Origin of the sequence: Paenibacillus sp. IHB B 3084 (assembly GCF_001447315.1) — a bacterium.
Taxonomy (GTDB): domain Bacteria; phylum Bacillota; class Bacilli; order Paenibacillales; family Paenibacillaceae; genus Paenibacillus.
Map to the genome: position 1 here is coordinate 3,390,128 of NZ_CP013203.1, position 25,883 is coordinate 3,416,010.

Genomic DNA, 25,883 nt, shown 5'->3' on the forward strand with positions numbered 1-25,883 from the left:
ATAAACAAGTAGCTGTCAATCTCATTTATGAACAGAAAGGAAGTGCATTATGGCTGCAATTCTTCCGCATGGTGGAACGCTTGTCGATAGAATCATTACAGGCCCAGAGCAAAAAACACTTTTGCAGGCCGCCCGTGAATTGTTTCCTATCCGTGTAAACTCGTGGACTATTTCCGATCTGGATTTGATTGGAGTGGGGGCATTTTCTCCGCTGACAGGGTTTATGAACGAAGCCGACTATCGGTCGGTGGTAGCGGATATGCGTCTTGCCGATGGTACAGTCTGGAGTATCCCCATTACGCTTGCGGTTACGGAGATCATAGCCGGGGAACTTACATTGGGTCAACAGGTCGCTTTAGTGGGTGAAACGGACAGTACCATATATGCTGTACTTGATATTGAGAGTATATATCAGGTTGATCAGGCAGAGGAGGCCAGACGTGTATTCAAGACAAATGATCCGGCGCATCCTGGCGTTAAAAAACTTTTGGAACGACCAGCTACTTATGTAGGGGGATCTGTGCAGGTGCTGAATCGGCCAGAACCCGCGCAATTTGGTGAGTTTTATTACACACCGGCGCAGACACGCAATCATTTTGCTGAAAAAGGCTGGAAAACAGTAGTCGGATTCCAAACACGTAATCCCGTACACCGGGCGCATGAGTACATCCAAAAAAGCGCGATGGAGATTGTCGATGCGTTATTTCTGAATCCGCTCGTGGGTGAAACCAAGTCAGATGACGTTCCGGCAGATGTGCGTATGAAGAGCTATCTGGTGCTGCTGGACAACTATTATCCGGCTGACCGTACCTTTTTGGGCGTGTTTCCTGCTGCTATGCGATATGCTGGCCCGAGAGAGGCTATTTTTCATGCCATTGTACGGAAGAACTACGGGTGTACCCATTTTATTGTAGGAAGGGACCATGCGGGTGTAGGAGACTACTACGGTACGTACGAAGCTCAGGATATTTTCAAAAACTTCACACCTGAGGAACTGGAGATTACCCCGTTGTTCTTCGAACACAGCTTTTATTGTACCCGATGTGGAAATATGGCCTCTAGCAAAACTTGCCCTCATCCCAAGGAACATCATTTGACGCTTTCAGGCACCAAAGTGCGGGAATTGTTACGTTCAGGGGTTTGCCCGCCACCTGAATTTACACGACCAGAAGTCGCCCAAGTGTTGATTGAAGGTATGAAAGAATTTGTTCATTCCTGAGTTGTACTATTTACACGCCTCGTCCCATATAGATCATTAGTATCTGTATAGGGACGGAGGCGTTTTGTTATGCAAAAAAACAATCGTAAACACGAGGTTACACTGTGGATTCGCTATCGGACGCTGAAAAAAATACTGCTGGGCTGCTGTCTCGCCGTTCTGTTTATCATGCTGGCTTTATATGAGATACCTGCTTCGAAAGCCTGGACCCATTGGAGTCTTCCACTTAACGGTAAAGTAATTGCCATAGATGCAGGACATGGAGGACCAGATGGGGGGGCTGTCAGCAAGGAAGGCGTCATTGAGAAGGACATTAATCTGGCGATTGCCTTTTATTTGCGAGATTATTTGCAGCAAGCAGGGGCCGTTGTCGTCATGACCCGGGAGGCTGACCGTGATTTGGCGCAGCAAGAAACCAAGGGCTATGCTAAAAGAAAAACGGAGGATCTGAAGCAGCGTGTACGCATGATTGAGGAGCATAAAGCGGATCTCTTTTTAAGTATTCACATGAACAGCATCCCGTCGAGCCGCTGGAGTGGAGCCCAAACCTTTTACGTCCCTAATCATGCGGATAACGAAAATTTGGCCTCCCTCATTCAGGAGGAGATTAAACGCAACCTGGAGAACACAGACAGAGTGGCCAAGACGGTGAACACGGTATATTTACTCAAGGCTCTCAAAATGCCATCAGCTCTCGTAGAAGTCGGCTTTTTGTCCCATCCGGAGGAAGCCAGACGACTGAGTGATGAAACCTATCAGAGACAGGTGGCAGCAGCGATTTATAAGGGAGTGCTGCGTTATAGCGCTGGGGAAAAGGGAGTCTCGTCAGCACCTGAGGTCAGATAGTGGTATACTGTAAGTGTTTACAACTACGTAAATTCACTGAAGCAGAGGTGCTGATTATTCATGCAATCCAGAGAGCAAGTTATAGAGTTACTTCAACAGGTACGAGAGCCTCATACAGGTCATCGTTTGGTCGATCTTCATTTTATTCGGGATGTTGTTATTAAAGAGGATCGTGTATCCTTGACCGCGATTAGTCTGAATCCGGAGGAAGGAGCACGGGCAGAGCTGGAGCGGGAAATCAGGCAGACGTTGGAAGAAGCGGGGCTGAACCATATTCATATTCGTATTCGTGAAGCGTCTGAGCATGAAAGATCCGCCATTCAGACGGGAGAGAATGCGGAGGAAGCGGCTGACCCGGTTTTGACCAAGGGACATGCTGCTGGTATGGAAGAACATGAGCTGCTGAATCCGGCATCTGGCGTACGGTTTATCGCCATTGCCAGCGGAAAAGGCGGTGTCGGAAAATCGACGGTGGCTGTAAATCTAGCGGCTGCCTTGGCTAGACAGGGCAAACGTGTAGGTTTGATTGATGCGGACATTTATGGATTTAGCGTACCGGATATGATCGGGGTCGAGGACGTTCCTACCGTAGAAGATGGTATTATTCAACCGGTGGAGCGATTCGGTATCAAGATTATGTCTATGGGCTTTTTTGTCAGGGAGAACAACCCCGTGATCTGGAGAGGACCCATGCTGGGAAGAATGCTCAGACAGTTTTTTAGCGATGTGGAATGGGGCAAGCTGGACTATATGATTCTTGATTTACCGCCGGGAACCGGGGATGTAGCGCTTGATGTACACCAGATGATCCCGCAGAGTGAAGAAATCATTGTGACTACTCCTCATGCAACCGCAGCCTTTGTGGCCGCCCGTGCAGGAGCAATGGCGCTCCAAACGGATCATAAGGTTATTGGCGTTGTGGAAAACATGTCCTATTATGTATCTTCTACCGGAGAGAAGGACTATGTTTTCGGCCGTGGGGGTGGGGCTATGCTGGCGGACACTCTTCATACAAAGCTGCTGGCGCAAATTCCACTGGGTATTCCGGATAATCATCCGGCAGAGGCGGATTTTTCACCATCTGTATATAAATCCGAATCGGCAACGGGAGCGATCTACAACGACATCGCCACTCAAATTACGACGTTGCACGCCGAATCTGAATAAGAAAAAAAGGCTGGTTCCTGAACCAGCCTTTTTATTATTGACCTCCTTGTCCTCCGCTGTCACCACCACCGCCATCTTGTTTTGCACCGCTTGTTCCGTCCTGACCACTTTTTTTCTCAACCTTGGGTTGTAGCTCTTCCTGTACGACAGTTTTGAGTAAATTCATGACCTCAAGTCGGAAAATTGGATTCTGCATCGCATCGTGCATGACCGTCATAGATTGTTTGCGGTATTCAGGGGTTTTAGTTAAGTCCATATACATTTTGGTCAGTTCTGGCGATTTGAGCATCGCCTCAATAGATTTTTGATAAGAAGGGTCTTTAATGAGCTGCATATGGAGTTGCTTGCTTTGGCTGTTGATGGCCTTGGCGAACTCACCAGCAAAGCGCGGATCAGTCATAATTTTCTCGATTTCCTTTTTGTATTCCGGAGAAACCAGAGTATCCTTGACTGCGATCTTCATCTGTTCTGCTGACTGTGTGGGCATAATCATTTTCATTCCCATACTGCCGCCGGAGCCTCCGCCAGATCCACCTCCTTCGCTGCCTTGACCTGATTGTCCATCTTTCGATGAGCTGCTTTCCCCGGTCAAAGCTTCCTCCACTGCTTTTTTCCCGTCATCGCTTTTTAAAATATCGACAACCATCGTTTTCATTTCTTTATAGCTGTTCTGGGGAGGCGCCGAGCTCTGGTCCGAACCACAGCCAGTTAGCGCAACGCCCAGTACGCATATCATGCTGACTAATCGCAAACGAGTCCAATTCATGGCCGTATTCCTCCTTCATCATGAATGTGGATAGTATGCGATTGGATGAGGTGAAATATGTTGTCTGAATTTTGGTTTTTTGTTGAGAACGTTGTAAAATAACTCCTTAAAGACTCAGGGCCTGATCACGAACCTCTTTGCCTTTTACTGTTCCCTGTTGAAGCAGTTCGGATACAGTTACAAATTCATAACCTTGCGCACGCAATTTGTCGATAATGACGGGCAGCGCTTCATGAGTTTGTTTACAGGAATCACTGGCATGCAGAAGAACAATGTCACCGGGATGTGCTTTTTTCACAACACGGTCAATAATGACCTGAGTACCTGGGTTTTTCCAATCTAAAGAATCAGTGTCCCACTGGATTGTTTTGTAGCCTAAAGTGCTGGCGACCTGAAGAACCCTTTTGTCGAAATCACCATTAGGCATACGGATCAACTTCGGCGACTGCCCGGTCAGCTCGGTCAACGTGGTGTGGGCTGTTGAAATCTGCTTACGAATGTCCTCATCACTTAGACTGCTGTAATTTTCATGTTTATGTCCATGGCTGCCGATCTCATATCCACGATCTTTTATCTGATTCACAAGCTCCGGGTGTGTTTTGCTCCATGGTGAGGAAAGAAAGAAGGTGGATTTGTTCACTTTTTTGTCCTGAAGAACCTTTAGGATGGGTTCAGTACGCTTATCTCCCCAACTAATGTCAAAGGTAAGAGCGATCAGCTTTTTGTCTGTGGGTACACTATAAATAGCCGCTGGTAATTCCTCGGAAAAAACGGTGACATTATCAGTTTCTACATAAATGACCCCAATAGCGAAAATGGCCGCCGCTGCTACGATAAAGAACCGTTTAATTTTTTTGCCATTCAGTACATAAAAAAAGAATTCATGGTTAATAACGCCCCTTTCATCATAGAAGTGCTTGTTTACTTAAAGCTATGCCTGGGGTTGTCAATTATGCCATTGGACTAACAGGAGGGACCGATCTGATGGGATTAAAAGCATTTCTACATGATTTACACACGACAAGACGGTTGATTTTAGTTTCCGCATTTCTGTTTTGCATAAGTATTGTGGTGGGCTGGTTAAGTACAGGGGCTATTCAATCTATATTGGCTCAACAATTGTCAGGATTGGGGGAAGTGGCTCAGCGTTTGCAGCAGACTGAACATCCTCAATGGAGTTTTTTTGTGTTTATCTTTTTCAATAATGCTATCAAGTGTGTGCTGGTTATATTTGTAGGGGCTTTATTTGGAATCGTACCGTTTGTATTTTTGATTATGAATGGGATGGTTCTGGGGTTTGTCGTACACTTACAGGCGGATACGGGCAGAAGCTTGTATGAGGTTATTGTAAAAGGACTGCTTCCGCATGGTGTAATTGAATTACCTGTTTTAATTATCGCCTGTGCTTTCGGTTTGAAGTTTGGGGGGCAGGTGATGTCCTCGATCGGTGCAGGCATAGGGTTGAAACGAAAAGGGCTTGCCCAAACATGGGAGTCGTTTATGAAACAGACGTTGAGGGTGTCTATATGGTCCATTGTTCTGCTGCTTATTGCTGCTGCAATCGAGAGTGGGATAACGTATCGTTTATTGTCACATTAAAATATTATGGTCGGTTATTTATATTTTTCCTGAAAATTGAACATAACAAAGGGGAGAGCCCAAAGAGAAAACATGGAATTAAATCGGAATAAGTTTGAAACCTTAGCAGTTGAGTTTAAAAACAGGTAAAGACTGGAACAATAGTTGAACGAATATAAGCACTATATAATAAGCTGATAAGGGAGTATGGTCATATGCTGGGAATGCTGTTTAACGAAAAAGAATGCAAGGAACTGGATTATGTTCTTCGTAAGGAACTTGATGAAATGCTGCTTGATATGAGCGATACCCGATTGGATCAGGATATTCGTTATGCGATAGCGCTTCGGTATAAAACAGTTTTCCGCATGTATGCCCGCTTTGCACCCGCCAAGGAACTATCCAAATATGCCCGCAGAGGGCGCGTTCCCCAAACCAAACAATAAAAGATATAAGAGCCAATTATAAAATCAGAGATATTAGGAAGTTAACCCTTAAGAAGTTTATACTTACTGATATCAAAATAAGTGTTGACTCTATTTAGGATTCATGGTAAATTAATTTTCGTTCCTTTTTGAGGAATTTGCTCGAAAAAAAGAAATTAAAAAAAACTCTTGCAAATCTCACAAAGTAATGATATATTATAAAGGTCGCCACTGAAACGCGGTGATGAAACAAAGCGAGAACGACAGCAAGACATAATGCAGGTTTGATCTTTGAAAACTGAACAACGAGTGAGTGAACCGCGAAGGTTTCGGACATGCTGCAAGGCTGAACGGAACTGGAGCAAAAAGAGATATTTTATCTCGTCAGTTTCAAAATGAGCATATCGCTCTTTCTATATACCAACTTCGGTTGGTCTTTAATGGAGAGTTTGATCCTGGCTCAGGACGAACGCTGGCGGCGTGCCTAATACATGCAAGTCGAGCGGGGTTGTTGTAGAAGCTTGCTTCTACAACAACCTAGCGGCGGACGGGTGAGTAACACGTAGGCAACCTGCCTATCAGACTGGGATAACTACCGGAAACGGTAGCTAATACCGGATACATCCTTTCCCTGCATGGGGAGGGGAGGAAAGACGGAGCAATCTGTCACTGATGGATGGGCCTGCGGCGCATTAGCTAGTTGGTGGGGTAAAGGCCTACCAAGGCGACGATGCGTAGCCGACCTGAGAGGGTGATCGGCCACACTGGGACTGAGACACGGCCCAGACTCCTACGGGAGGCAGCAGTAGGGAATCTTCCGCAATGGGCGAAAGCCTGACGGAGCAACGCCGCGTGAGTGATGAAGGTTTTCGGATCGTAAAGCTCTGTTGCCAGGGAAGAACGTCTTGTAGAGTAACTGCTACAAGAGTGACGGTACCTGAGAAGAAAGCCCCGGCTAACTACGTGCCAGCAGCCGCGGTAATACGTAGGGGGCAAGCGTTGTCCGGAATTATTGGGCGTAAAGCGCGCGCAGGCGGCTCTTTAAGTCTGGTGTTTAATCCCGAGGCTCAACTTCGGGTCGCACTGGAAACTGGGGAGCTTGAGTGCAGAAGAGGAGAGTGGAATTCCACGTGTAGCGGTGAAATGCGTAGATATGTGGAGGAACACCAGTGGCGAAGGCGACTCTCTGGGCTGTAACTGACGCTGAGGCGCGAAAGCGTGGGGAGCAAACAGGATTAGATACCCTGGTAGTCCACGCCGTAAACGATGAATGCTAGGTGTTAGGGGTTTCGATACCCTTGGTGCCGAAGTTAACACATTAAGCATTCCGCCTGGGGAGTACGGTCGCAAGACTGAAACTCAAAGGAATTGACGGGGACCCGCACAAGCAGTGGAGTATGTGGTTTAATTCGAAGCAACGCGAAGAACCTTACCAGGTCTTGACATCCCCCTGACCGGTCTAGAGATAGATCTTTCCTTCGGGACAGGGGAGACAGGTGGTGCATGGTTGTCGTCAGCTCGTGTCGTGAGATGTTGGGTTAAGTCCCGCAACGAGCGCAACCCTTATGCTTAGTTGCCAGCAGGTCAAGCTGGGCACTCTAAGCAGACTGCCGGTGACAAACCGGAGGAAGGTGGGGATGACGTCAAATCATCATGCCCCTTATGACCTGGGCTACACACGTACTACAATGGCCGGTACAACGGGAAGCGAAAGAGCGATCTGGAGCGAATCCTAGAAAAGCCGGTCTCAGTTCGGATTGCAGGCTGCAACTCGCCTGCATGAAGTCGGAATTGCTAGTAATCGCGGATCAGCATGCCGCGGTGAATACGTTCCCGGGTCTTGTACACACCGCCCGTCACACCACGAGAGTTTACAACACCCGAAGTCGGTGGGGTAACCCGCAAGGGAGCCAGCCGCCGAAGGTGGGGTAGATGATTGGGGTGAAGTCGTAACAAGGTAGCCGTATCGGAAGGTGCGGCTGGATCACCTCCTTTCTATGGAGAATCGTTTCCTGCAACGGAAACATTCAAATATGAAGCGTAAGCTTCAAAACTCAGGTTTAGGCCTGTTACTCACTCGTTGCTCAGTTTTGAGAGTTCAAACTCTCAAACGTTTGGTGGCGATAGCGGAGGGGTTCCACACGTACCCATCCCGAACACGACCGTTAAGCCCTCCAGCGCCGATGGTACTTGGACCGCAGGGTCCTGGGAGAGTAGGACGTCGCCAAGCGCAACCACTAAAGAAGAACTTCTTTGGTGGTTTATTATGGGCCCTTAGCTCAGCTGGTTAGAGCGCACCCCTGATAAGGGTGAGGTCGGTGGTTCGAGTCCACTAGGGCCCACCATATAACTTTATATCACCTTATGGGGCCATAGCTCAGCTGGGAGAGCGCCTGCCTTGCAAGCAGGAGGTCAGCGGTTCGATCCCGCTTGGCTCCACCAATTACAACTTCATCAAAAAAACTGCATGATGATCATCTACTCTTCGGAGTTGGGCTGATAATCACACAGGTTACAGTTTCGATGGAACTGTATTGCACCTTGAAAACTGGATACCGAAACGAAATTGCGTTTTAGAATATTCCTTTACGCTGATCTTGTGTAAACAAGTGAAATAAAGGTAGCAGGTAAGGAAAGATATTTTGCCTTTGGCAAACATCATTCTTTATCGAACATTGATATTTTCTTTCTGTGAAAGAAAAGTCTAGGTTAAGCTACAAAGAGCACACGGAGGATGCCTAGGCGCCAGGAGCCGACGAAGGACGTGGCGAACAACGATAAAGCCTCGGGGAGCTGTAAGCAAGCTTTGATCCGGGGATGTCCGAATGGGGAAACCCGGCTGTCTTCATCGACAGTCACTTTCTGCTGAATACATAGGCAGAACAGAGGCATACCAGGGGAACTGAAACATCTAAGTACCCTGAGGAAGAGAAAACAATAGTGATTCCGTCAGTAGCGGCGAGCGAACGCGGATTAGCCCAAACCAAGGAGCTTGCTCCTTGGGGTTGTGGGACGTCTCACATGGAGTTACAAAGGAACCGGTTAGATGAAGAGGTCTGGAAAGGCCCGCCAGAGAAGGTAAAAGCCCTGTAATTCAAAACCTGTTCCCTCCGAGACGGATCCCGAGTAGTGCGGGGCACGTGAAACCCCGTATGAATCCGGCAGGACCATCTGCCAAGGCTAAATACTCCCTGGCGACCGATAGTGAAGCAGTACCGTGAGGGAAAGGTGAAAAGCACCCCGGAAGGGGAGTGAAATAGATCCTGAAACCGTGTGCTTACAAGAAGTCAGAGCCCTATGTATGGGTGATGGCGTGCCTTTTGTAGAATGAACCGGCGAGTTACGTTCCCGTGCAAGGTTAAGGTGAAGAGCTGAAGCCGCAGCGAAAGCGAGTCTGAATAGGGCGAATGAGTACGTGGACGTAGACCCGAAACCGGGTGATCTACCCCTGTCCAGGGTGAAGGTGCGGTAACACGCACTGGAGGCCCGAACCCACGCATGTTGAAAAATGCGGGGATGAGGTGGGGGTAGCGGAGAAATTCCAATCGAACCCGGAGATAGCTGGTTCTCCCCGAAATAGCTTTAGGGCTAGCCTCGGAAAAGAGAGTCGTGGAGGTAGAGCACTGATTGGGTGCGGGGCCCGCAAGGGTTACCAAGCTCAGTCAAACTCCGAATGCCATAGACTTAGTTCCGGGAGTCAGACAGTGAGTGCTAAGATCCATTGTCGAAAGGGAAACAGCCCAGACCATCAGCTAAGGTCCCCAAGTGTGTGTTAAGTGGGAAAGGATGTGGAGTTGCACAGACAACCAGGATGTTGGCTTAGAAGCAGCCACCATTGAAAGAGTGCGTAATAGCTCACTGGTCGAGTGACTCTGCGCCGAAAATGTAACGGGGCTAAACACGCCACCGAAGCTATGGCTTGATGCTATGCATCAGGGGTAGGGGAGCGTTGAATGCGGGTTGAAGGTGTACCGTAAGGAGCGCTGGACTGCATTCAAGTGAGAATGCCGGTATGAGTAACGAAAAGATCTGTGAGAATCAGATCCGCCGAAAGCCTAAGGGTTCCTGAGGAAGGTTCGTCCGCTCAGGGTAAGTCGGGACCTAAGGCGAGGCCGATAGGCGTAGTCGAAGGACAACAGGTCGAAATTCCTGTACCACCGTAATCCGTTATGAGCAATGGGGTGACGCAGTAGGGTAGTGACGCGGACTGATGGATGTCCGTCTAAGCAGTGAGGCTGGTGTGTAGGCAAATCCGCACATCGTAAGGCTGGGCTGTGATGGGGAGCGAAAATTACAGTAGCGAAGGTCATGATCTCAGACTGCCAAGAAAAGCCTCTAGCCAGGAGAAGGTGCCCGTACCGCAAACCGACACAGGTAGGCGAGAAGAGAATTCTAAGGCGCGCGGAAGAACTCTCGTTAAGGAACTCGGCAAAATGACCCCGTAACTTCGGGAGAAGGGGTGCCTCGGTAGGGTGAATAGCCCGAGGGGGCCGCAGTGAAAAGGCCCAAGCGACTGTTTAGCAAAAACACAGGTCTGTGCGAAGCCGCAAGGCGAAGTATACGGGCTGACGCCTGCCCGGTGCTGGAAGGTTAAGGGGAGTGGTTAGTCCTTCGGGGCGAAGCTATGAACCGAAGCCCCAGTAAACGGCGGCCGTAACTATAACGGTCCTAAGGTAGCGAAATTCCTTGTCAGGTAAATTCTGACCCGCACGAATGGCGTAACGACTTGGGCGCTGTCTCAACGAGAGATCCGGTGAAATTTTAATACCTGTGAAGATGCAGGTTACCCGCGACAAGACGGAAAGACCCCATGGAGCTTTACTGCAGCTTGATATTGAATTTGGGTACGATCTGTACAGGATAGGTGGGAGCCTAAGAGACTTGAGCGCCAGCTTGAGAGGAGGCATCCTTGGGATACCACCCTGATCGTATCTAGGTTCTAACTTGGTACCGTGATCCGGTACGAGGACAGTGTCAGGTGGGCAGTTTGACTGGGGCGGTCGCCTCCTAAAGAGTAACGGAGGCGCCCCAAGGTTCCCTCAGAATGGTTGGAAATCATTCGAAGAGTGCAAAGGCAGAAGGGAGCTTGACTGCGAGACCTACAAGTCGAGCAGGGACGAAAGTCGGGCTTAGTGATCCGGTGGTACCGCATGGAAGGGCCATCGCTCAACGGATAAAAGCTACCCTGGGGATAACAGGCTTATCTCCCCCAAGAGTCCACATCGACGGGGAGGTTTGGCACCTCGATGTCGGCTCATCGCATCCTGGGGCTGAAGTAGGTCCCAAGGGTTGGGCTGTTCGCCCATTAAAGCGGTACGCGAGCTGGGTTCAGAACGTCGTGAGACAGTTCGGTCCCTATCTGTCGTGGGCGTAGGAAATTTGAGAGGAGCTGTCCTTAGTACGAGAGGACCGGGATGGACGTACCGCTGGTGTACCAGTTGTTCCGCCAGGAGCACCGCTGGGTAGCTATGTACGGAAGGGATAAGCGCTGAAAGCATCTAAGCGTGAAGCCCCCCTCAAGATGAGATTTCCCAGTATGTAAGACCCCTTGAAGACGACGAGGTAGATAGGTTGGGGGTGGAAGTGCAGTAATGCATGGAGCTGACCAATACTAATCGGTCGAGGGCTTATCCTAAAGAATAAAATGCAATGGAGTTTCGGATCCAGTTTTCAGGGTGTAACACCTTGAAGGTATGTAGAAGATACATACGTATAGGCGAATTTACGATGTGAATTCATGTTTGGTGGCGATAGCGGAGGGGTTCCACACGTACCCATCCCGAACACGACCGTTAAGCCCTCCAGCGCCGATGGTACTTGGACCGCAGGGTCCTGGGAGAGTAGGACGTCGCCAAGCAAATCCTTATGATTACTATTCCCTGATAGCTCAGTTGGTAGAGCACTCGACTGTTAATCGAGTTGTCACAGGTTCGAGTCCTGTTCGGGGAGCCTTTGCTCTCATAGCTCAGCAGGTAGAGTGCATCCATGGTAAGGATGAGGTCACCGGTTCGAACCCGGTTGAGAGCTTGTGTTAGGGCCCGTTGGTCAAGCGGTTAAGACACCTCCCTTTCACGGAGGTAACAGGGGTTCGATTCCCCTACGGGTCATAGGATAGTATGGAGGCTTAGCTCAGCTGGGAGAGCATCTGCCTTACAAGCAGAGGGTCGGGGGTTCGAGCCCCTCAGCCTCCACCATATTTCATCCTCTTACCTGGTTGAAATGTTGGGGAATTGTGAATCATATGCATATTGGGGATTAGCCAAGCGGTAAGGCAACGGACTTTGACTCCGTCATGCATAGGTTCAAATCCTATATCCCCAGCCATTAAGAGCCATTAGCTCAGTTGGTAGAGCACCTGACTTTTAATCAGGGTGTCGAAGGTTCGAGTCCTTCATGGCTCACCATTGTATTACATGCGCGTGTGGCGGAATTGGCAGACGCACTAGACTTAGGATCTAGCGTCTTTGACGTGGGGGTTCAAGTCCCTCCACGCGCATCTTGTTTTTGCGGACGTGGCTCAGCGGTAGAGCATCGCCTTGCCAAGGCGAGGGTCGCGGGTTCGATTCCCGTCGTCCGCTCCATATTTGCGCCCTTAGCTCAGCTGGATAGAGCGTTTGACTACGAATCAAAAGGCCGGGAGTTCGAATCTCTCAGGGCGCGCCATTTTTTAAAATTATATGTCGGGATGTAGCTCAGCTTGGTAGAGCACCTGGTTTGGGACCAGGGGGTCGCATGTTCAAATCGTGTCATCCCGATACTAATTTGCGGGTGTAGTTCAATGGTAGAACTTCAGCCTTCCAAGCTGATAGCGTGGGTTCGATTCCCATCACCCGCTTACTGATTACCTAGAAGCCGAGAGGCTTCTTTTTATTTTGTCCACATTATAAACGTTCTCTGTGTATAGGTTACTGCGAAAATCTCCTGTCATGCACAGTTGGGGATGACTTGTGCATATTGTACATAGGCTCCAGGTATTTTAACACCCAGATCCCGAATTCCCCCTCTAATGTATCCCTTTCTCCTGTAGTAAGGCTAATTTCGTGATCAAATCCCTTCAATATAGGAATCCTATGACCGTTAACGATACGGTTGCATGGTGATAACTCTAAGGCTGCTGTACGTAGTTGTACACAATGTATTCTATTTATATGGGTATAGCTGAGTATGGATGAAAAAAACTGCTCTGAAATATTGAAATTATGGCTGTTTTGTGTATATCTTTGTGGATAGAAGCTTATTGGGTTTCACTTTGTCAACAAATAATGAACATATGCACATAATGATACATGATTTTTTGTTTTGAAAATCATGCTGTTTATAATACCTGTGCATAAAGTTTCATGTTTATCTAGACGATAAAAGTGATTTGGTTTATTAAATTTAATTTTTATGCATAAAAACCAATATATTCTCAAAAAAAGTATTTAAAAAGCGTGACTTTTTACTGTAAATTTTGCAGCTTTTCACGCGTTTTTATTGTATGATGTTAAGAAAGTGTCAAATTTCGTGTGTATACGTACCTTTGCAACAAGGCTGTGTTGGGTGTGAACAGATCAGATGGGGGGAAAAGCATGACTGAGCTTACGTTAACCGCTAACAAAAACCAATCCAACAATCTGCTACGGCGGGACGTTCGTTTTCTGGGGAATATTCTTGGTGAGGTTTTGGTCCATCAGGGTGGCAACGAACTTTTGGATATCGTGGAAAAGATACGTGAGACAAGTAAATCGTTACGTGCCGGGTATCAGCCGGAGTTGTATGAGAATTTCAAACAAATCGTTAGCGGACTGGATACGGACATTCGTCACCAGGTTATTCGCGCGTTTGCGATTTATTTTCAGTTAGTGAATATTGCCGAGCAAAATCATCGTATCCGCCGCAAACGGGACTATGAGCATTCTGCTGGTGAAGATGTTCAACGTGGTTCAATTGAAAGTTCTGTTCAGGAGCTTAAACAGGGTGGATTTTCGGCTGAGGACGTTAGCAGTCTGCTGGAGGAGCTTTCACTGGAGCTGGTTATGACCGCACATCCTACAGAAGCCACGCGACGGGTGATATTGGACATTCACAAGCGCATTTCCGAGGACGTCATGCTGTTGGATAATCCTATGCTTACCTTGCGGGAGCGGGAACAGGTGCGGGAAAATCTGCTGAATGAAGTGATTACACTATGGCAGACAGACGAACTTCGTGATCGCAAGCCAACTGTGTTAGATGAAGTTAGAAACGGGATGTATTATTTTCATGAGACTTTGTTTCATGTGTTGCCTGACGTATACCAAGAATTGGAACGATGTTTAGGCAAATATTATCCTGAGCAGAGATGGCATATTCCGACCTATTTGAGATTTGGCTCCTGGATCGGGGGGACCGGGACGGCAACCCGTCTGTTACGGCTCATGTTACTTGGGAAACGTTACGTATGCAGCGTAAGCTGGCTTTGAGAGAATATCAGCACACGCTGAAGGAATTTATGGGTTATCTGAGCTTTAGCACTAGCATTATACGTGTCTCTGATGATTTGCTGGCTTCTATTGAGGAAGACCGGACTCATATTACGCTTAAAAAGATGGAAGTGTGGCATAACGAAAAAGAGCCTTACCGCATCAAGCTGGCCTACATGATAGCCAAGGTGAATAATATCCTGGATGAAAGCAAGCAGGGCACGAAGGAACGTTATAGCTCTGCTGAAGAGCTTATTGCGGATCTGAACGTTATTGACGACAGCCTGCGTCATCATTTTGCGGATTATGTGGCAGATACTTATATTCAAAAGATGATTCGTCAGGTAGAGCTGTTCGGCTTCCATACGGCTACGCTGGATGTACGTCAGCATAGTCAGGAGCATGAAAATGCAATGACTGAAATCCTCTCTAAAATGAATATTGTTGCGGATTATGGCAAGCTCCCTGAGGAAGAAAAAATAGACCTGCTGGAAAAGCTGCTGAACGAGCCTCGTCCGATTACGTCGCCGTATTTGAAATATAGCGACAGCACGCAGGAATGTCTTGATGTATATCGTACGATTTATCTGGCTCAGGAGGAATTCGGCAAGCAATCCATTACAAGCTACTTGATCAGTATGACTCAGGGAGCAAGCGACTTGCTGGAAGTTATGGTGCTGTCTAAAGAAGTGGGTCTGTTCCGTGTCGAGAAAGATGGCACAGTCGTATGTACACTGCAATCCGTTCCTCTGTTTGAAACGATAGATGATCTGCATGCTGCCCCTAGTATTATGAAGAGGCTGCTGAATTTGCCTGTATATCGCCAATCTGTGGCAGCAATGGATCAGCTTCAGGAGATCATGCTGGGATATTCAGATAGTAACAAGGACGGCGGTGTGGTGACGGCGAACTGGGAGCTTCGGGTTGCGATGAACAGCATCACGGAAGTGGTTAATGAGTTCGGCGTAAAAGTGAAGTTTTTCCACGGACGTGGGGGAGCACTGGGACGCGGAGGAATGCCGCTTAATCGCAGCATTTTGGCCCAACCTCCTCATACGATCGGAGGCGGCATCAAGATTACGGAGCAGGGTGAGGTACTCTCATCCAGATACTCGCTCAAGGGCATCGCTTATCGAAGCCTGGAACAGGCAACGTCAGCTCTGATTACCGCAGTGGCATATAACCGTTCCGGTAAGAAGGAAGTGTTCGAGGAGAGCTGGGAAGAGATCATTGCCCGTATTTCCGAGGTATCGCTGGAGAAGTATCAGGATTTGATTTTCCGCGACCCTGATTTCTTCACCTTCTTCAAGGAATCAACTCCATTGCCTGAGGTGGGTGAGCTGAATATTGGCTCTCGTCCGTCCAAGCGTAAGAACAGTGAACGTTTTGAGGACTTGCGCGCTATTCCATGGGTTTTTGCATGGACGCAAAGCCGTTACTTGCTGCCTGCTTGGTACGCGGCTGGAACTGGGCTGCAAAGCTTCTATCAGAACAATGAGGATAACCTCAAGGTGCTGCAAACAATGTTTAAGGAATCAGCTTTCTTCCGCTCCCTTATTGATACACTGCAAATGGCGATTGCGAAAGCGGATTTACTGATTGCAGAGGAATATGCAGGGATGTCCGATAATGAAGAGGCTTGCCAGCGCATTTTCGGGCAAATTTCAGCGGAATTCAAGCTGACGTCCGAGCTGATTTTGAAAATAACAGGACAATCGGAAATTCTGGATGATGTGCCGGTAATTCAGGAGTCCATCCGGTTGCGTAATCCTTATGTCGATCCGTTAAGCTACTTGCAGGTTCAGTTGCTTAGTGAGCTACGCGAACTGCGTGACCAGAACGGAGACGATACGGAGTTGCTGCGTGAGGTGCTGTTAACCATTAACGGAATAGCCGCAGGACTGAGAAACACGGGCTGATACAGCTTGGCGCATGAATACAGGCAATCGGGCGCTTACGGGTGCCCGATTATGCTGTTTGCATGCATATGACGGAGCAGGAGTCCTATTGGTGTCAACGCTACAGTTGATTTTCCGATAAAATTGAACTACGATGAATTATCATAACAATGTAATGAGCAACCCATCAGCAAGTCTGGGGGAGTATAGAGTGGATAATATGGAAAGCCGCTTGGTTAGGCTGGTGCAGAAAGGCAATCAGCGAGCTTTTGCGGAGTTAGTCGAGTTATATAAAGATCGGATTTTTCATCTTTCCTACCGGATGCTAGGGAATCGCCATGAGGCGGAGGATCTGGTGCAGGAAACTTTTTTGCGTGTATATCGTAATTTGGAAAAATATGATCATGGGCAGAAGTTTTCAACCTGGATTTACCGGATTGCGACGAATCTGTGCATTGATCGTCTGCGAAGGAGAAAGCCTACATATTCACTGGATGCTGAGATGAATGAGCAGGAAGGTGTGGATGGGTATGCAATGCTCGCCAGCGAAGAGCTCACACCTGAGGGCCATACGCTGTTGTCCGAGACACAATCCTTAATTCATAATGCCATTGACAGTCTTCCAGACAAATACAGGACGATTATGGTTTTGCGTTACTTGCAGGAGCTTTCCTTGCAGGAAATTAGCGATGTGCTTAATCTTCCGGTCACAACCATTAAGACAAGGGTTCACAGGGGCCGGGATTTTCTACGCAAAAATTGGAGCACAAGCTGTAAATCATGTGTTCAGAGTCTTGGAAAGTGCTCGCACAGATGTTTTTTGTGAAACATATTGCTCGTTGTAGCGTATGTAAAGTGAGCAAAGTTTCTAAGCCGGAGCATGTTATGTAGAGAAACACGGAAGAATATTAGAAAGGATTGGCTCATATGGATTGCAAACAAGCCGTCTCTTTTATGCATGACTATCTGGATGGCGACCTGTCCGAGCAGGACAAACAGGAATTAGAGCATCATTTGTTCACCTGCCCGGAATGCCGCATGCGTTTTAAAGAGCTGGAGCGGACGGATGCGATGCTTTATGGTACACGGCATCATGTGCCGTGTGTATCGGATGAGCTGACACTTCGCATTATGAATGCTTTGCCGCCACATAGAAGAGTGCCAATGGCGCCTATGCTGACTTGGGTGAAAAGACACCCGGCTGTTACGGCCGCAGCTTTCTTTCTTGTTATTATATGCTCAAGCATGGCAAACTTTTCAACCACAGACCATCAATTGGTAGTCAAGGGAAGCCATCTGGATGAGGTTGTTATTCAAGGGAATACTGTGATCGTGCCTGAGGGGAAATCCATTGCTGGAGATTTGACCGTGCAAAATGGCAAGGCTCAGGTATATGGTGATGTGGAAGGAAATGTAACAGTGATTGACGGTTCTTACTATCAAGCGTCCACAGCACATATTGCAGGACAGGTCAAAAGTATTGATCAAACCTTGGACTGGATTTGGTATAAAGTTACTGATTTGTTCGAGGGTACGTCCTCTCCATAAAAGAAGCTTGAACTGGCAAGAATGATATCAAGCGCCTCTTCCGCTGGAAAAGGCGTTTTTTTGTATATGAAGCTGGCTATTTGTACTGTATTTTACTGATTTTAGCGGTTCTTTTGTCATGCGGCTTGCAACGCGGGCCTTATCGTTATAACCTAGATAGAGAGAGCATACTGTGTACATATTACACTCACTCACTACAGAAAATTGCGGGGGCATGCGCATGTTGGATTATTTCGCGGACCTGACTTGGAAAGAGTCCATTAAAGATATTATCGACATTCTGATCGTAACCTATATTATGTATCAGCTTATTTTACTTGTTCGTGGAACGCGTGCAGTTCAATTGCTAAAAGGAATTCTGTTCCTGGTGGTCATTTGGGCGGTTAGCACTTGGTTTGATTTGTATACGCTCAAGTGGCTGATGAACCAGATGTTTACCTTTGGTGTGGTAGCTATTTTCATTATTTTTCAGCCTGAATTACGTCGTGCCCTGGAACAATTGGGGCGAGGCAAGCTGTTTGGGCGTTCGTCTGCGGATGATGAGGAGATAAACAAGTTAATCGGGGAAATGATTAAGGCGCTGAATTATTTATCACGTAGAAAAATAGGGGCTTTGGTCGTATTTGAACGCGAAACGGGGCTAAACGAATACACGGAGTCCGGTATCAAGACACAGGCAGTGGTCAGTTCCGAACTGCTGATCAATATTTTTATTCCAAATACGCCTCTGCATGATGGTGCGGTCATTATTCAAAATAATCAGATTGCTTCTGCAGCCTGTTACTTACCACTGTCGGAAAATCCATTTATCAGCAAGGAACTGGGAACCCGTCACCGGGCAGCGATTGGGGTGAGTGAGGTAACGGATGCCGTAACTGTGGTGGTTTCAGAGGAGACAGGGCAAATTTCTTTGGCTATCAATGGGCAGGTCGTGCGCGATATTAAAGAAGAATCCTTAATATCCAAGCTGTATGAGGAGCTGCGGCCGACACCGACTTTGAAGGAAAAACGCGGCTCATTCTGGAATCGGAGGGGAGGCCGTGGAAATTCATGATGGACAAATGGATTAACAACAATACGATTTCTAAAATATTGGCACTCGCGGTTGCCGTCCTGCTGTGGGGAATGGTTCATCTGGATACAGGTACGCCTTCGTCCACGCTGACCGTTTCTTATGATAATAAAGTGATTGATAATGTAGGTATTCAGGCCAGCGGTCTGGATGAGTCAAAATATGTATTATCTACAATGGATACTGACCATGTGAAGATGGAGGTTAGAGGACAGCGTTCCGTGCTGACTTCTTTTTTCGCAGATAATTACCAGGCCCAATTGGATTTAAGTAGGTTGGGAGCAGGCACCAAAACCTTGCCACTCGTAGCGAATCTGCCGAATGGCGTGGAGTTGGTATCTATGACTCCTAGTCGTGTGACAGTCACGATTGAGGAAAAGCAAACGAAATCATTTGATGTTTCTATTGTTTCCAAGGGTAAACCGAATACCGGCTTGCAGCTCGGAGAGCCTGTGGTTGCCCCTCAAACGGTTAAGGTCACCTTGCCTAAAAGCCAGTTGAGTACAGTGGCTGCTGTGCAGGGGGCTGTTGATACGGAGGGAATCTCGGAGAAGTTTGAACAGAAACGGGTGAAGCTGAAGGCTTACAACAAAAAGGGACAGGAACTTACAGGAGCGGTTATTGAGCCTTCCACAGTGTCTGTTGAAATCCCGGTAACCCAGCAAACGAAGTCCGTGCCTGTGAAAATTGTGTATTCCGGAGAGCTGCCGAACGGTCTGGCGCTTTCCAAAGTAAATGCAAATGTAAAAGAAGCGATCGTATACGCCTCGCAGGATGTTTTGAGCAGCCTTAGCTCCTATGTTACGGCTACACTCGATCTGAGCCAATTAACGGAAGCAGGGACCCACACAGTTCAAGCTAATTTGGCAGCGCCCGCCGGTTCTGATAAAATCGAGCCTGGCTCGATACAAATTCAGGTGACAGTTGTGCCATCTAATCAGGTGACCGATGCGGAGCGAACATTGTCAGGCATTCCGATTGTTGTGCAGGGGGCAGCAGACGGGACGACTGCGACGATTACAACGCCTGCAGACAAGACGATGGATGTTACCGTGAAGGGGCCGCAGGATATGATCAGCAATTTAACCAACGATGATATTAGTTTGGTTGCAGACGTAAGTGGTCAGGAGGCTGGTCAGCATGAGGTTGCTTTGAAGGTAGGCTTGCCCAAATACATTACGCAATCCGGAAACGCCAGCCAGCTAACGGCAACGGTGAACATTGAGAGCCCTTCAACGCCGGCTGTAACGAATCCGGGCAGTGGGAATGAATCAACCCCTTCCGGCAGCGGTAATAAGGGGCAGGAGAGGCCACAGGAGGGCCAGAGCGGTCAAGGCGGCTCCTCTGATGCGAAACCCGGGGACAATGCGGCTGCGGAGGATAAAACAAATCCTCATAACGGCGCAGATTCTTCTGCAAATGGAACCCCGGAGAGCGGTCAGCCATAACATGATTTATCTGTAGTAAATATTTAAGGTTCATTAGACAAAAAAGGGAGTCATTATACATGGGGAAATATTTTGGTACAGATGGTGTACGAGGCATTGCTAATCAGGAACTTACAGCAGAACTGGCATATAGCATTGGGCGCTGCGGCGGATATGTTTTAGCAGGGAATGTAGAAAAACCAACAGTTGTTATCGGTATGGATACACGGGTATCCGGTCTGATGCTGGAATCGGCGCTTGTAGCCGGTTTGCTGTCTATTGGGGCTAATGTGGTTCGTCTGGGTATCGTTTCAACGCCGGGAGTCGCTTATCTTACACGTCAATTGAAAGCGGACGCTGGTGTAATGATCTCGGCTTCCCACAATCCGGTGGAAGACAACGGCATTAAGTTTTTTGGCGGCGACGGGTTTAAACTGACAGATGAAACGGAACTGAGAATCGAAGAGCTGATGGATGCCAAGGAGGATCAATTGCCTCGTCCAATTGGTGGCGGGTTAGGTACGGTTGTTGTAGACGAGCATTCTCGCTACGATTATCTGGAGTTTTTGAAAACAACGATTAGCCATTCTTTTGAAGGGCTCAAAATCGTACTGGATTGTGCGAACGGAGCGGCTTATGAGCTGGCGCCGAAGCTTTTTGCGGAATTGGGAGCCGAAGTACACACCATCGGTGCGGAGCCAAACGGGCTGAATATCAACGATCATTGCGGTTCAACCCATCCTGAAAAGCTGAAAGAGGAAGTACGCCGCTTGAAAGCTGACATTGGTCTGGCCTTTGACGGCGATGCAGACCGTCTGATCGCGATTGATGAGAACGGTGAAGAGGTAGACGGCGACTATATCCTTTGTATCTGTGGGGATGCGCTGAACCGCGCTGGAAAGCTCAAGGACAGCACTATTGTATCGACTGTGATGAGTAATATTGGTTTTTACAAAGCAACGGAAAAACTGGCGCTCAAGACTGCAAAAACTGCAGTTGGTGACCGGTATGTGATGGAAGAAATGCGCCGGGGCGGCTTTAATCTGGGCGGTGAGCAGTCTGGTCACGTTATTTTCCTCGATTACAATACGACGGGCGACGGCATGTTGACCGGGATTCAACTGATGGATACCCTGAAAGCTTCCGGTAAAAAGATGAGTGAGCTGAAATCGCTCATGAAGCAGTATCCGCAAGTGCTAGTTAATGTGCGTGTACAGGACAAACGCAATTACGAGGGCAATCCTGCCATTGCAGAAGCGATTGAGCAGGTGGAACAGCAATTGGGTGATAATGGACGCGTATTGGTTCGTGCTTCCGGTACAGAATCGCTTATTCGTGTTATGGCTGAAGGGCCGGATAAGGATGAGCTGGAGCAATTTGTAGGACAGATCGTAGATGTTGTAAAAAAAGAATTAGTTTAAAATTTTGTAAACGTCGGTTGCCTGTTCAAAGTAAGCAGGCGACCGCGTTTGCAGATATTATTTTTAATTGAATACTTACCAGAACTTGCAAATATGAATAAAGTGTCATTGCCAAATGATGCTGAGCTGAATATAATATAGGAATGTTGTGACTCAGAAAGAGAAAGCGAGGGTTGTAAGGTAATGTAATACAAGCGCCAGAGCTTGATTTTGCGCGGGGGAACTTGTTGGTGAGGCAGATCATTCAATTTCGATGATGTTGCTCACAGATGGGTTCACGGCAAAGCGAGCTGACGAGGTGAAGGTGTTCGAAACATTCGGCGGGGACCTTCCGGTGAGGCATCGACCCGTAAATCGGCAGCGGAAAATAAGCAGGCAACTGTTTACACAACGCACCGATAGATGCTTTTATTTTATAAACTAAATTATAAGATTCATTTCATGAATGTGCGGCCATCATCATTGGCGTGCGCGGTTTGGGAATTTCGTTACATTCGTGAAGAGATGCCTGTAATTTTCTATAGTTATCATTGACAACTTCATAGATGAATGAACTTTATTCCGCAATCTACCGCACACGTTAGTCCTGTGATGAGTCGTCCTGTGAAATGATGATCGGGAGGATAACGAATATGTGTGGCATTGTAGGATATATTGGTGATCAGAATACGCAAGAGGTATTGATTGACGGGTTGAAAAAGCTGGAGTACCGCGGTTATGACTCTGCGGGTATTGCCGTGTTTACAGATTCAGGACTGAAAGTAGCCAAGGCAAAAGGTCGTTTGGCGAATCTGGAAGCGAAGCTGGATGGTGCGCCGCTGGTAGGCCATGCAGGCATCGGGCATACACGTTGGGCAACACACGGTAAGCCTTCAGATGAAAATTCCCATCCACATTTGGATGAGAGTCAAAAGTTCTCCGTGGTTCATAACGGGATTATCGAGAACTATCTGGAGCTGAAAGAACAGTTGATCAGCGAAGGTCATACCTTTATTTCCGAAACGGATACGGAAGTTATTTCCCATCTGGTTGCGCGTGAATATAAAGGAGATATCGTCAAAGCGGTACAAAAAGCAATTACCTTTATGCGCGGTGCCTTTGCACTGGGTGTGCTGACAGAGCACGAGCCTAATAAGCTGGTAGCTGTTCGTCAAGCTAGTCCGCTGGTTATTGGTGTGGGAGAAGGCGAGAACTTTATCGGTTCCGATATTCCGGCTATTCTGAAATATACACGCAATGTATTTATTTTGAACGATGGCGAAATGGCTGTTTTGACCAGTGATGCCGTCGAATTAATGACAATCGAAGGCCAATTTATTTCTCGGGAAATGATTCATGTCGAATGGGATGCTGTAACAGCGGAAAAAGGCGGCTATGAGCATTTCATGTTGAAAGAAATTCACGAACAGCCTAAGGCTTACCGTGACACGATGTTGGGCCGAATCGACAAAGAAACTAAAAAAGTTGTTCTTCCTGAGTTGAAGCTGACAGAAGAACAAATTAAAAATATTCGCAATATTCAAATCGTTGCTTGTGGTACAGCCTACAATGCTGGTTTGATTGGTCGTACGATTATTGAAAGCCTGGCTCGTATTCCGGTGGAAAACGACGTGGCTTCCGAGTATCGTTATCGTTCGCCAATCGTAACACCAGAGACACTGGTAATCGTAGTGAGTCAATCCGGTGAAACTGCCGATACGTTGGCAGCACTGCGTGAAGCACAAGCGAACGGCGCTCATGTACTGGCGATTACAAACGTAGTTGGTAGCTCCATTGCCCGCGATGCAGATGATGTGTTGGTTACACTGGCAGGACCAGAAATTGCCGTAGCCTCAACCAAAGCATATTCTTCGCAGTTGATTGCGTTTTATCTGTTTGGTCTGTATCTGGCTCAAGTACGTGGCACGCAAACGGATGAGCAAGTAGCTCATGTGTTGGCTGCTATGGAATCACTGCCAGAGCAAGTAGAAGAAATGCTGGGCAAAGCAGACGCGATTAAAGCATACGCTGAGCAAATTGCCAGCCACAAGCACCTGTTCTTTATTGGTCGCGGTCAAGACTATGCTGTAGTACAGGAAGGTTCCCTGAAACTCAAGGAAATCTCCTACATTCATTCCGAGGCTTATGCGGCGGGTGAACTGAAGCATGGTACGCTGGCATTGATCGAAGATGGCATTCCGGTTATCGCTTTGGTAACACAGGAATCCGTGTTGGAGAAAACCGTGAGCAATATCAAGGAAGTGAAGGCACGTGGTGCAGATGTTCTTGCGATTACGTACGAAGAGCACGCTGTTGAGTTGTTGAAGTCCGTGGATCAGGTATTTGCAATTCCGAAGACACTTCCAATCCTGTCTGCTGCGATTTCGGTTGTATCTCTCCAACTGTTGGCTTACTACGCTTCCCTTGCACTGGGTCATGATGTTGACAAACCACGTAACCTGGCGAAGAGTGTAACGGTTGAGTAAGGGCAGTATATCGATACAAAGGCTTGTGTCAAAAGAAAATAAAGTTCTAGACTGAAAAATAAAGTAGTAGACTGAGAAAATAAAGTATTAGACTGACGGTGTTTGATTAAGCTAACGGGCAGGTTACCTCCAATATGTGGTTATACTTAAAGACAACTACATTTTTAGGAGTTTAGTATGTATAAAAATAAAGTTGAAGGCTACCGACTGTTTCGGTAGCCTTCGCAATGTTGATTCCAAGTATTAATCAATTAGCCTTGTAATGTTCTTGCCTCTATAATTATATAATGAGAAGCACGTTCCTTTATTAACCAAGTCCCGTTTTGACGCACATAAGTGTCAACATATTTAACACTGTAGTCGGAGATAACTTCTTTGCCTTCTTCTTCTCTCACCATTTTCATCTGAGAGTTTACAACACCTGTTGCAGTATCGGCATCCACTTTCACAACGTGTTGTCCGTTAATGGAGAAATAACGTTTAACAATAGAAGCATGACCTGTGAACTCCTCTTCTAGTTGTTTTGTTCCTGTAACATCAGACACCAATTGGTCACCCATATAAACCTTAAATCTAGCATCAGGCGTAAATAAAAGCATCTGCTCCGAAATATTTTTTTCATCTGTCAATATTGCATAAGCATCAACTAATTCTCTTAATGCTAACTTTGCTTGTAAAATTTCTAATGACATAATCTTCTTCCTCCTTTAATTTCTAAAACCGACCTGTGTAAAGAAAAAATAGCTTAATCAAGAAGAGTAAGTTTCCTTTGACGTTTTTAATATTAGAACATAGAATTAAACCATTCAATGGTCGATATTCATAGGATTGATAATTAATTGTCATATTATCTTTATTTGACCATTATCTTTATTGAATGGAGTGTTTACACGTGGCTAAAAATAAGCTAGACCTACGTATTCTAAAAACAAGGAAAGCCATTAAAGAAGCATTCTTGACGCTAATTCAAACGAAAGGCTACGAACGTATAACTGTACAGGATCTTGCCGACGAAGCCATGATAAATCGAAACACTTTTTATTTACACTATATGGACAAACCTGATTTGATGGAGAAGTTATGTCAAGAAAGCATGGAAAAATTAAGTGGTTGCTTTAACTTGGGTATAATAGATAAAGAAATCCATGCAATAGATAAGGAAATGTTTATCTCAAGCTTAAACGAACTGTTTAAAGCTTTAGAAGCAAACATTGTTTTCTTTAGAACGATGCTTATTCAGAATAGTCAACCTAACTTCTCAACTTATTTAAAAGAAGCATTAAAAGATTTTATTCTTTCGGGTAGCGGTGATCATTTTCATAATCAAAAAATGAAAGTTGGATTAGAGTACATGATTTCGGGGTTAGTAGGCGTGATTTGTATGTGGATTTCAGATCCAGAGCATTTGGTAGCTGAAGAGGTCATCGAACATTTGAGCGAAATTTATTTTAATAACGTATTGGACCTGTTAAAAAACATATAACGGCAATAGCTAGGGGGATACCTAATTGAACTAACGGAGAACGTTAGTTCAATGAAACAGCGACAGTCTAGGACTTTATTTTCTCGTCCTTTGCTGTCGCTGTTTCAATTTCTAGGGTAAGTCT

The 25,883-nt window shown here is 46.9% G+C and carries 15 protein-coding genes, 13 tRNA genes, 4 rRNA genes and 1 pseudogene; 30 read left to right on the forward strand and 3 right to left on the reverse strand.

Annotated elements, in window-relative coordinates:
* Positions 1 to 49: 49 nt before the first annotated feature.
* From sat to ASL14_RS15910, 3 genes are all read left to right on the forward strand, one after another.
* The gene (gene sat, locus ASL14_RS15900; protein ID WP_134912330.1) at positions 50 to 1,219 is read left to right on the forward strand and encodes a sulfate adenylyltransferase; all 1,170 of its coding nucleotides are present in this window, start codon (positions 50 to 52) and stop codon (positions 1,217 to 1,219) included.
* A gap of 69 nt (positions 1,220 to 1,288) precedes the next feature.
* Positions 1,289 to 2,065, forward strand: coding sequence for an N-acetylmuramoyl-L-alanine amidase CwlD (cwlD, locus tag ASL14_RS15905; protein WP_134912333.1), 777 nt, complete (start codon positions 1,289 to 1,291; stop codon positions 2,063 to 2,065).
* 60 nt (positions 2,066 to 2,125) lie between these two features.
* Complete coding sequence (locus ASL14_RS15910; protein WP_134912335.1) at positions 2,126 to 3,232, forward strand: Mrp/NBP35 family ATP-binding protein; 1,107 nt, start codon at positions 2,126 to 2,128, stop codon at positions 3,230 to 3,232.
* Positions 3,233 to 3,266: 34 nt separating this feature from the next.
* Here ASL14_RS15910 and gerD read toward each other — a convergent pair whose 3' ends face one another.
* The gene (gerD, locus tag ASL14_RS15915; protein ID WP_134912337.1) at positions 3,267 to 3,998 is read right to left on the reverse strand and encodes a spore germination lipoprotein GerD; all 732 of its coding nucleotides are present in this window, start codon (positions 3,996 to 3,998) and stop codon (positions 3,267 to 3,269) included.
* 106 nt (positions 3,999 to 4,104) lie between these two features.
* Entirely contained in the window at positions 4,105 to 4,890 is a 786-nt protein-coding gene (gene pdaB / locus ASL14_RS15920; RefSeq protein WP_134912339.1) for a polysaccharide deacetylase family sporulation protein PdaB, read from the reverse strand.
* A gap of 92 nt (positions 4,891 to 4,982) precedes the next feature.
* Here pdaB and ASL14_RS15925 point away from each other — a divergent pair, with 92 nt between their 5' ends.
* From ASL14_RS15925 to glmS, 26 genes and pseudogenes are all read left to right on the forward strand, one after another.
* On the forward strand, positions 4,983 to 5,597 hold the full coding sequence (locus ASL14_RS15925; protein WP_134912341.1) for a stage II sporulation protein M: 615 nt from the start codon (positions 4,983 to 4,985) through the stop codon (positions 5,595 to 5,597).
* 194 nt (positions 5,598 to 5,791) lie between these two features.
* A complete protein-coding gene (locus ASL14_RS15930) occupies positions 5,792 to 6,022 on the forward strand; it encodes a hypothetical protein (protein WP_013312131.1) in 231 nt (76 codons plus the stop codon).
* A gap of 416 nt (positions 6,023 to 6,438) precedes the next feature.
* A 16S ribosomal RNA gene (locus ASL14_RS15935) occupies positions 6,439 to 7,996 on the forward strand.
* Between the two features lie 118 nt (positions 7,997 to 8,114).
* Positions 8,115 to 8,231 (forward strand): 5S ribosomal RNA (gene rrf / locus ASL14_RS15940).
* A gap of 38 nt (positions 8,232 to 8,269) precedes the next feature.
* Positions 8,270 to 8,346: transfer RNA gene (locus tag ASL14_RS15945), tRNA-Ile, on the forward strand.
* 21 nt (positions 8,347 to 8,367) lie between these two features.
* Positions 8,368 to 8,443, forward strand: a tRNA-Ala gene (locus tag ASL14_RS15950).
* A gap of 265 nt (positions 8,444 to 8,708) precedes the next feature.
* Positions 8,709 to 11,636 (forward strand): 23S ribosomal RNA (locus ASL14_RS15955).
* A gap of 105 nt (positions 11,637 to 11,741) precedes the next feature.
* A 5S ribosomal RNA gene (rrf, locus tag ASL14_RS15960) occupies positions 11,742 to 11,858 on the forward strand.
* The 16S, 23S and 5S rRNA genes sit together here with 13 tRNA genes alongside, the layout of an rRNA operon.
* Positions 11,859 to 11,877: 19 nt before the next feature.
* Positions 11,878 to 11,950 (forward strand) — tRNA-Asn (locus ASL14_RS15965).
* 5 nt (positions 11,951 to 11,955) lie between these two features.
* Positions 11,956 to 12,028 (forward strand) — tRNA-Thr (locus ASL14_RS15970).
* 8 nt (positions 12,029 to 12,036) lie between these two features.
* Positions 12,037 to 12,108 (forward strand) — tRNA-Glu (locus tag ASL14_RS15975).
* Between the two features lie 11 nt (positions 12,109 to 12,119).
* Positions 12,120 to 12,195 (forward strand) — tRNA-Val (locus ASL14_RS15980).
* 55 nt (positions 12,196 to 12,250) lie between these two features.
* A tRNA-Gln gene (locus ASL14_RS15985) sits at positions 12,251 to 12,325 on the forward strand.
* A gap of 4 nt (positions 12,326 to 12,329) precedes the next feature.
* Positions 12,330 to 12,405, forward strand: a tRNA-Lys gene (locus ASL14_RS15990).
* Between the two features lie 11 nt (positions 12,406 to 12,416).
* A tRNA-Leu gene (locus tag ASL14_RS15995) sits at positions 12,417 to 12,497 on the forward strand.
* 10 nt (positions 12,498 to 12,507) lie between these two features.
* Positions 12,508 to 12,582, forward strand: a tRNA-Gly gene (locus ASL14_RS16000).
* A 5-nt stretch (positions 12,583 to 12,587) separates the two neighbouring features.
* A tRNA-Arg gene (locus ASL14_RS16005) sits at positions 12,588 to 12,664 on the forward strand.
* An 18-nt stretch (positions 12,665 to 12,682) separates the two neighbouring features.
* Positions 12,683 to 12,756: transfer RNA gene (locus tag ASL14_RS16010), tRNA-Pro, on the forward strand.
* 9 nt (positions 12,757 to 12,765) lie between these two features.
* Positions 12,766 to 12,836: transfer RNA gene (locus ASL14_RS16015), tRNA-Gly, on the forward strand.
* 736 nt (positions 12,837 to 13,572) lie between these two features.
* Positions 13,573 to 16,364 (forward strand): annotated as a pseudogene (gene ppc, locus ASL14_RS16020) (phosphoenolpyruvate carboxylase).
* A gap of 190 nt (positions 16,365 to 16,554) precedes the next feature.
* Positions 16,555 to 17,169, forward strand: a complete 615-nt coding sequence (gene sigW / locus ASL14_RS16025) for an RNA polymerase sigma factor SigW (protein ID WP_134912343.1) — start codon at positions 16,555 to 16,557, stop codon at positions 17,167 to 17,169.
* Between the two features lie 101 nt (positions 17,170 to 17,270).
* On the forward strand, positions 17,271 to 17,891 hold the full coding sequence (locus ASL14_RS16030; RefSeq protein ID WP_134912345.1) for an anti-sigma factor: 621 nt from the start codon (positions 17,271 to 17,273) through the stop codon (positions 17,889 to 17,891).
* Positions 17,892 to 18,111: 220 nt separating this feature from the next.
* Positions 18,112 to 18,945, forward strand: coding sequence for a diadenylate cyclase CdaA (cdaA, locus tag ASL14_RS16035; RefSeq protein WP_134912347.1), 834 nt, complete (start codon positions 18,112 to 18,114; stop codon positions 18,943 to 18,945).
* Positions 18,942 to 20,411 (forward strand): CdaR family protein, encoded by a 1,470-nt coding sequence (locus ASL14_RS16040; RefSeq protein WP_134912349.1) that lies wholly within the window; start codon positions 18,942 to 18,944, stop codon positions 20,409 to 20,411. Before cdaA ends, ASL14_RS16040 begins: the two co-directional genes overlap by 4 nt.
* 59 nt (positions 20,412 to 20,470) lie before the next feature.
* On the forward strand, positions 20,471 to 21,811 hold the full coding sequence (glmM, locus tag ASL14_RS16045) for a phosphoglucosamine mutase (RefSeq protein ID WP_134912351.1): 1,341 nt from the start codon (positions 20,471 to 20,473) through the stop codon (positions 21,809 to 21,811).
* Positions 21,812 to 22,443: 632 nt separating this feature from the next.
* Positions 22,444 to 24,276, forward strand: a complete 1,833-nt coding sequence (gene glmS / locus ASL14_RS16050; RefSeq protein ID WP_134912353.1) for a glutamine--fructose-6-phosphate transaminase (isomerizing) — start codon at positions 22,444 to 22,446, stop codon at positions 24,274 to 24,276.
* A gap of 251 nt (positions 24,277 to 24,527) precedes the next feature.
* On the opposite strand, the gene ASL14_RS16055 is transcribed toward glmS, so the two are convergent.
* Entirely contained in the window at positions 24,528 to 24,968 is a 441-nt protein-coding gene (locus ASL14_RS16055; RefSeq protein WP_134912355.1) for a nuclear transport factor 2 family protein, read from the reverse strand.
* Between the two features lie 200 nt (positions 24,969 to 25,168).
* On the opposite strand from ASL14_RS16055, the gene ASL14_RS16060 reads away from it, so the two are divergent.
* Positions 25,169 to 25,759 carry a TetR/AcrR family transcriptional regulator gene (locus tag ASL14_RS16060; RefSeq protein ID WP_134912357.1) on the forward strand — a complete coding sequence of 197 codons (591 nt, stop codon included), beginning with the start codon at positions 25,169 to 25,171 and terminating at the stop codon, positions 25,757 to 25,759.
* Positions 25,760 to 25,883 lie beyond the last annotated feature (124 nt).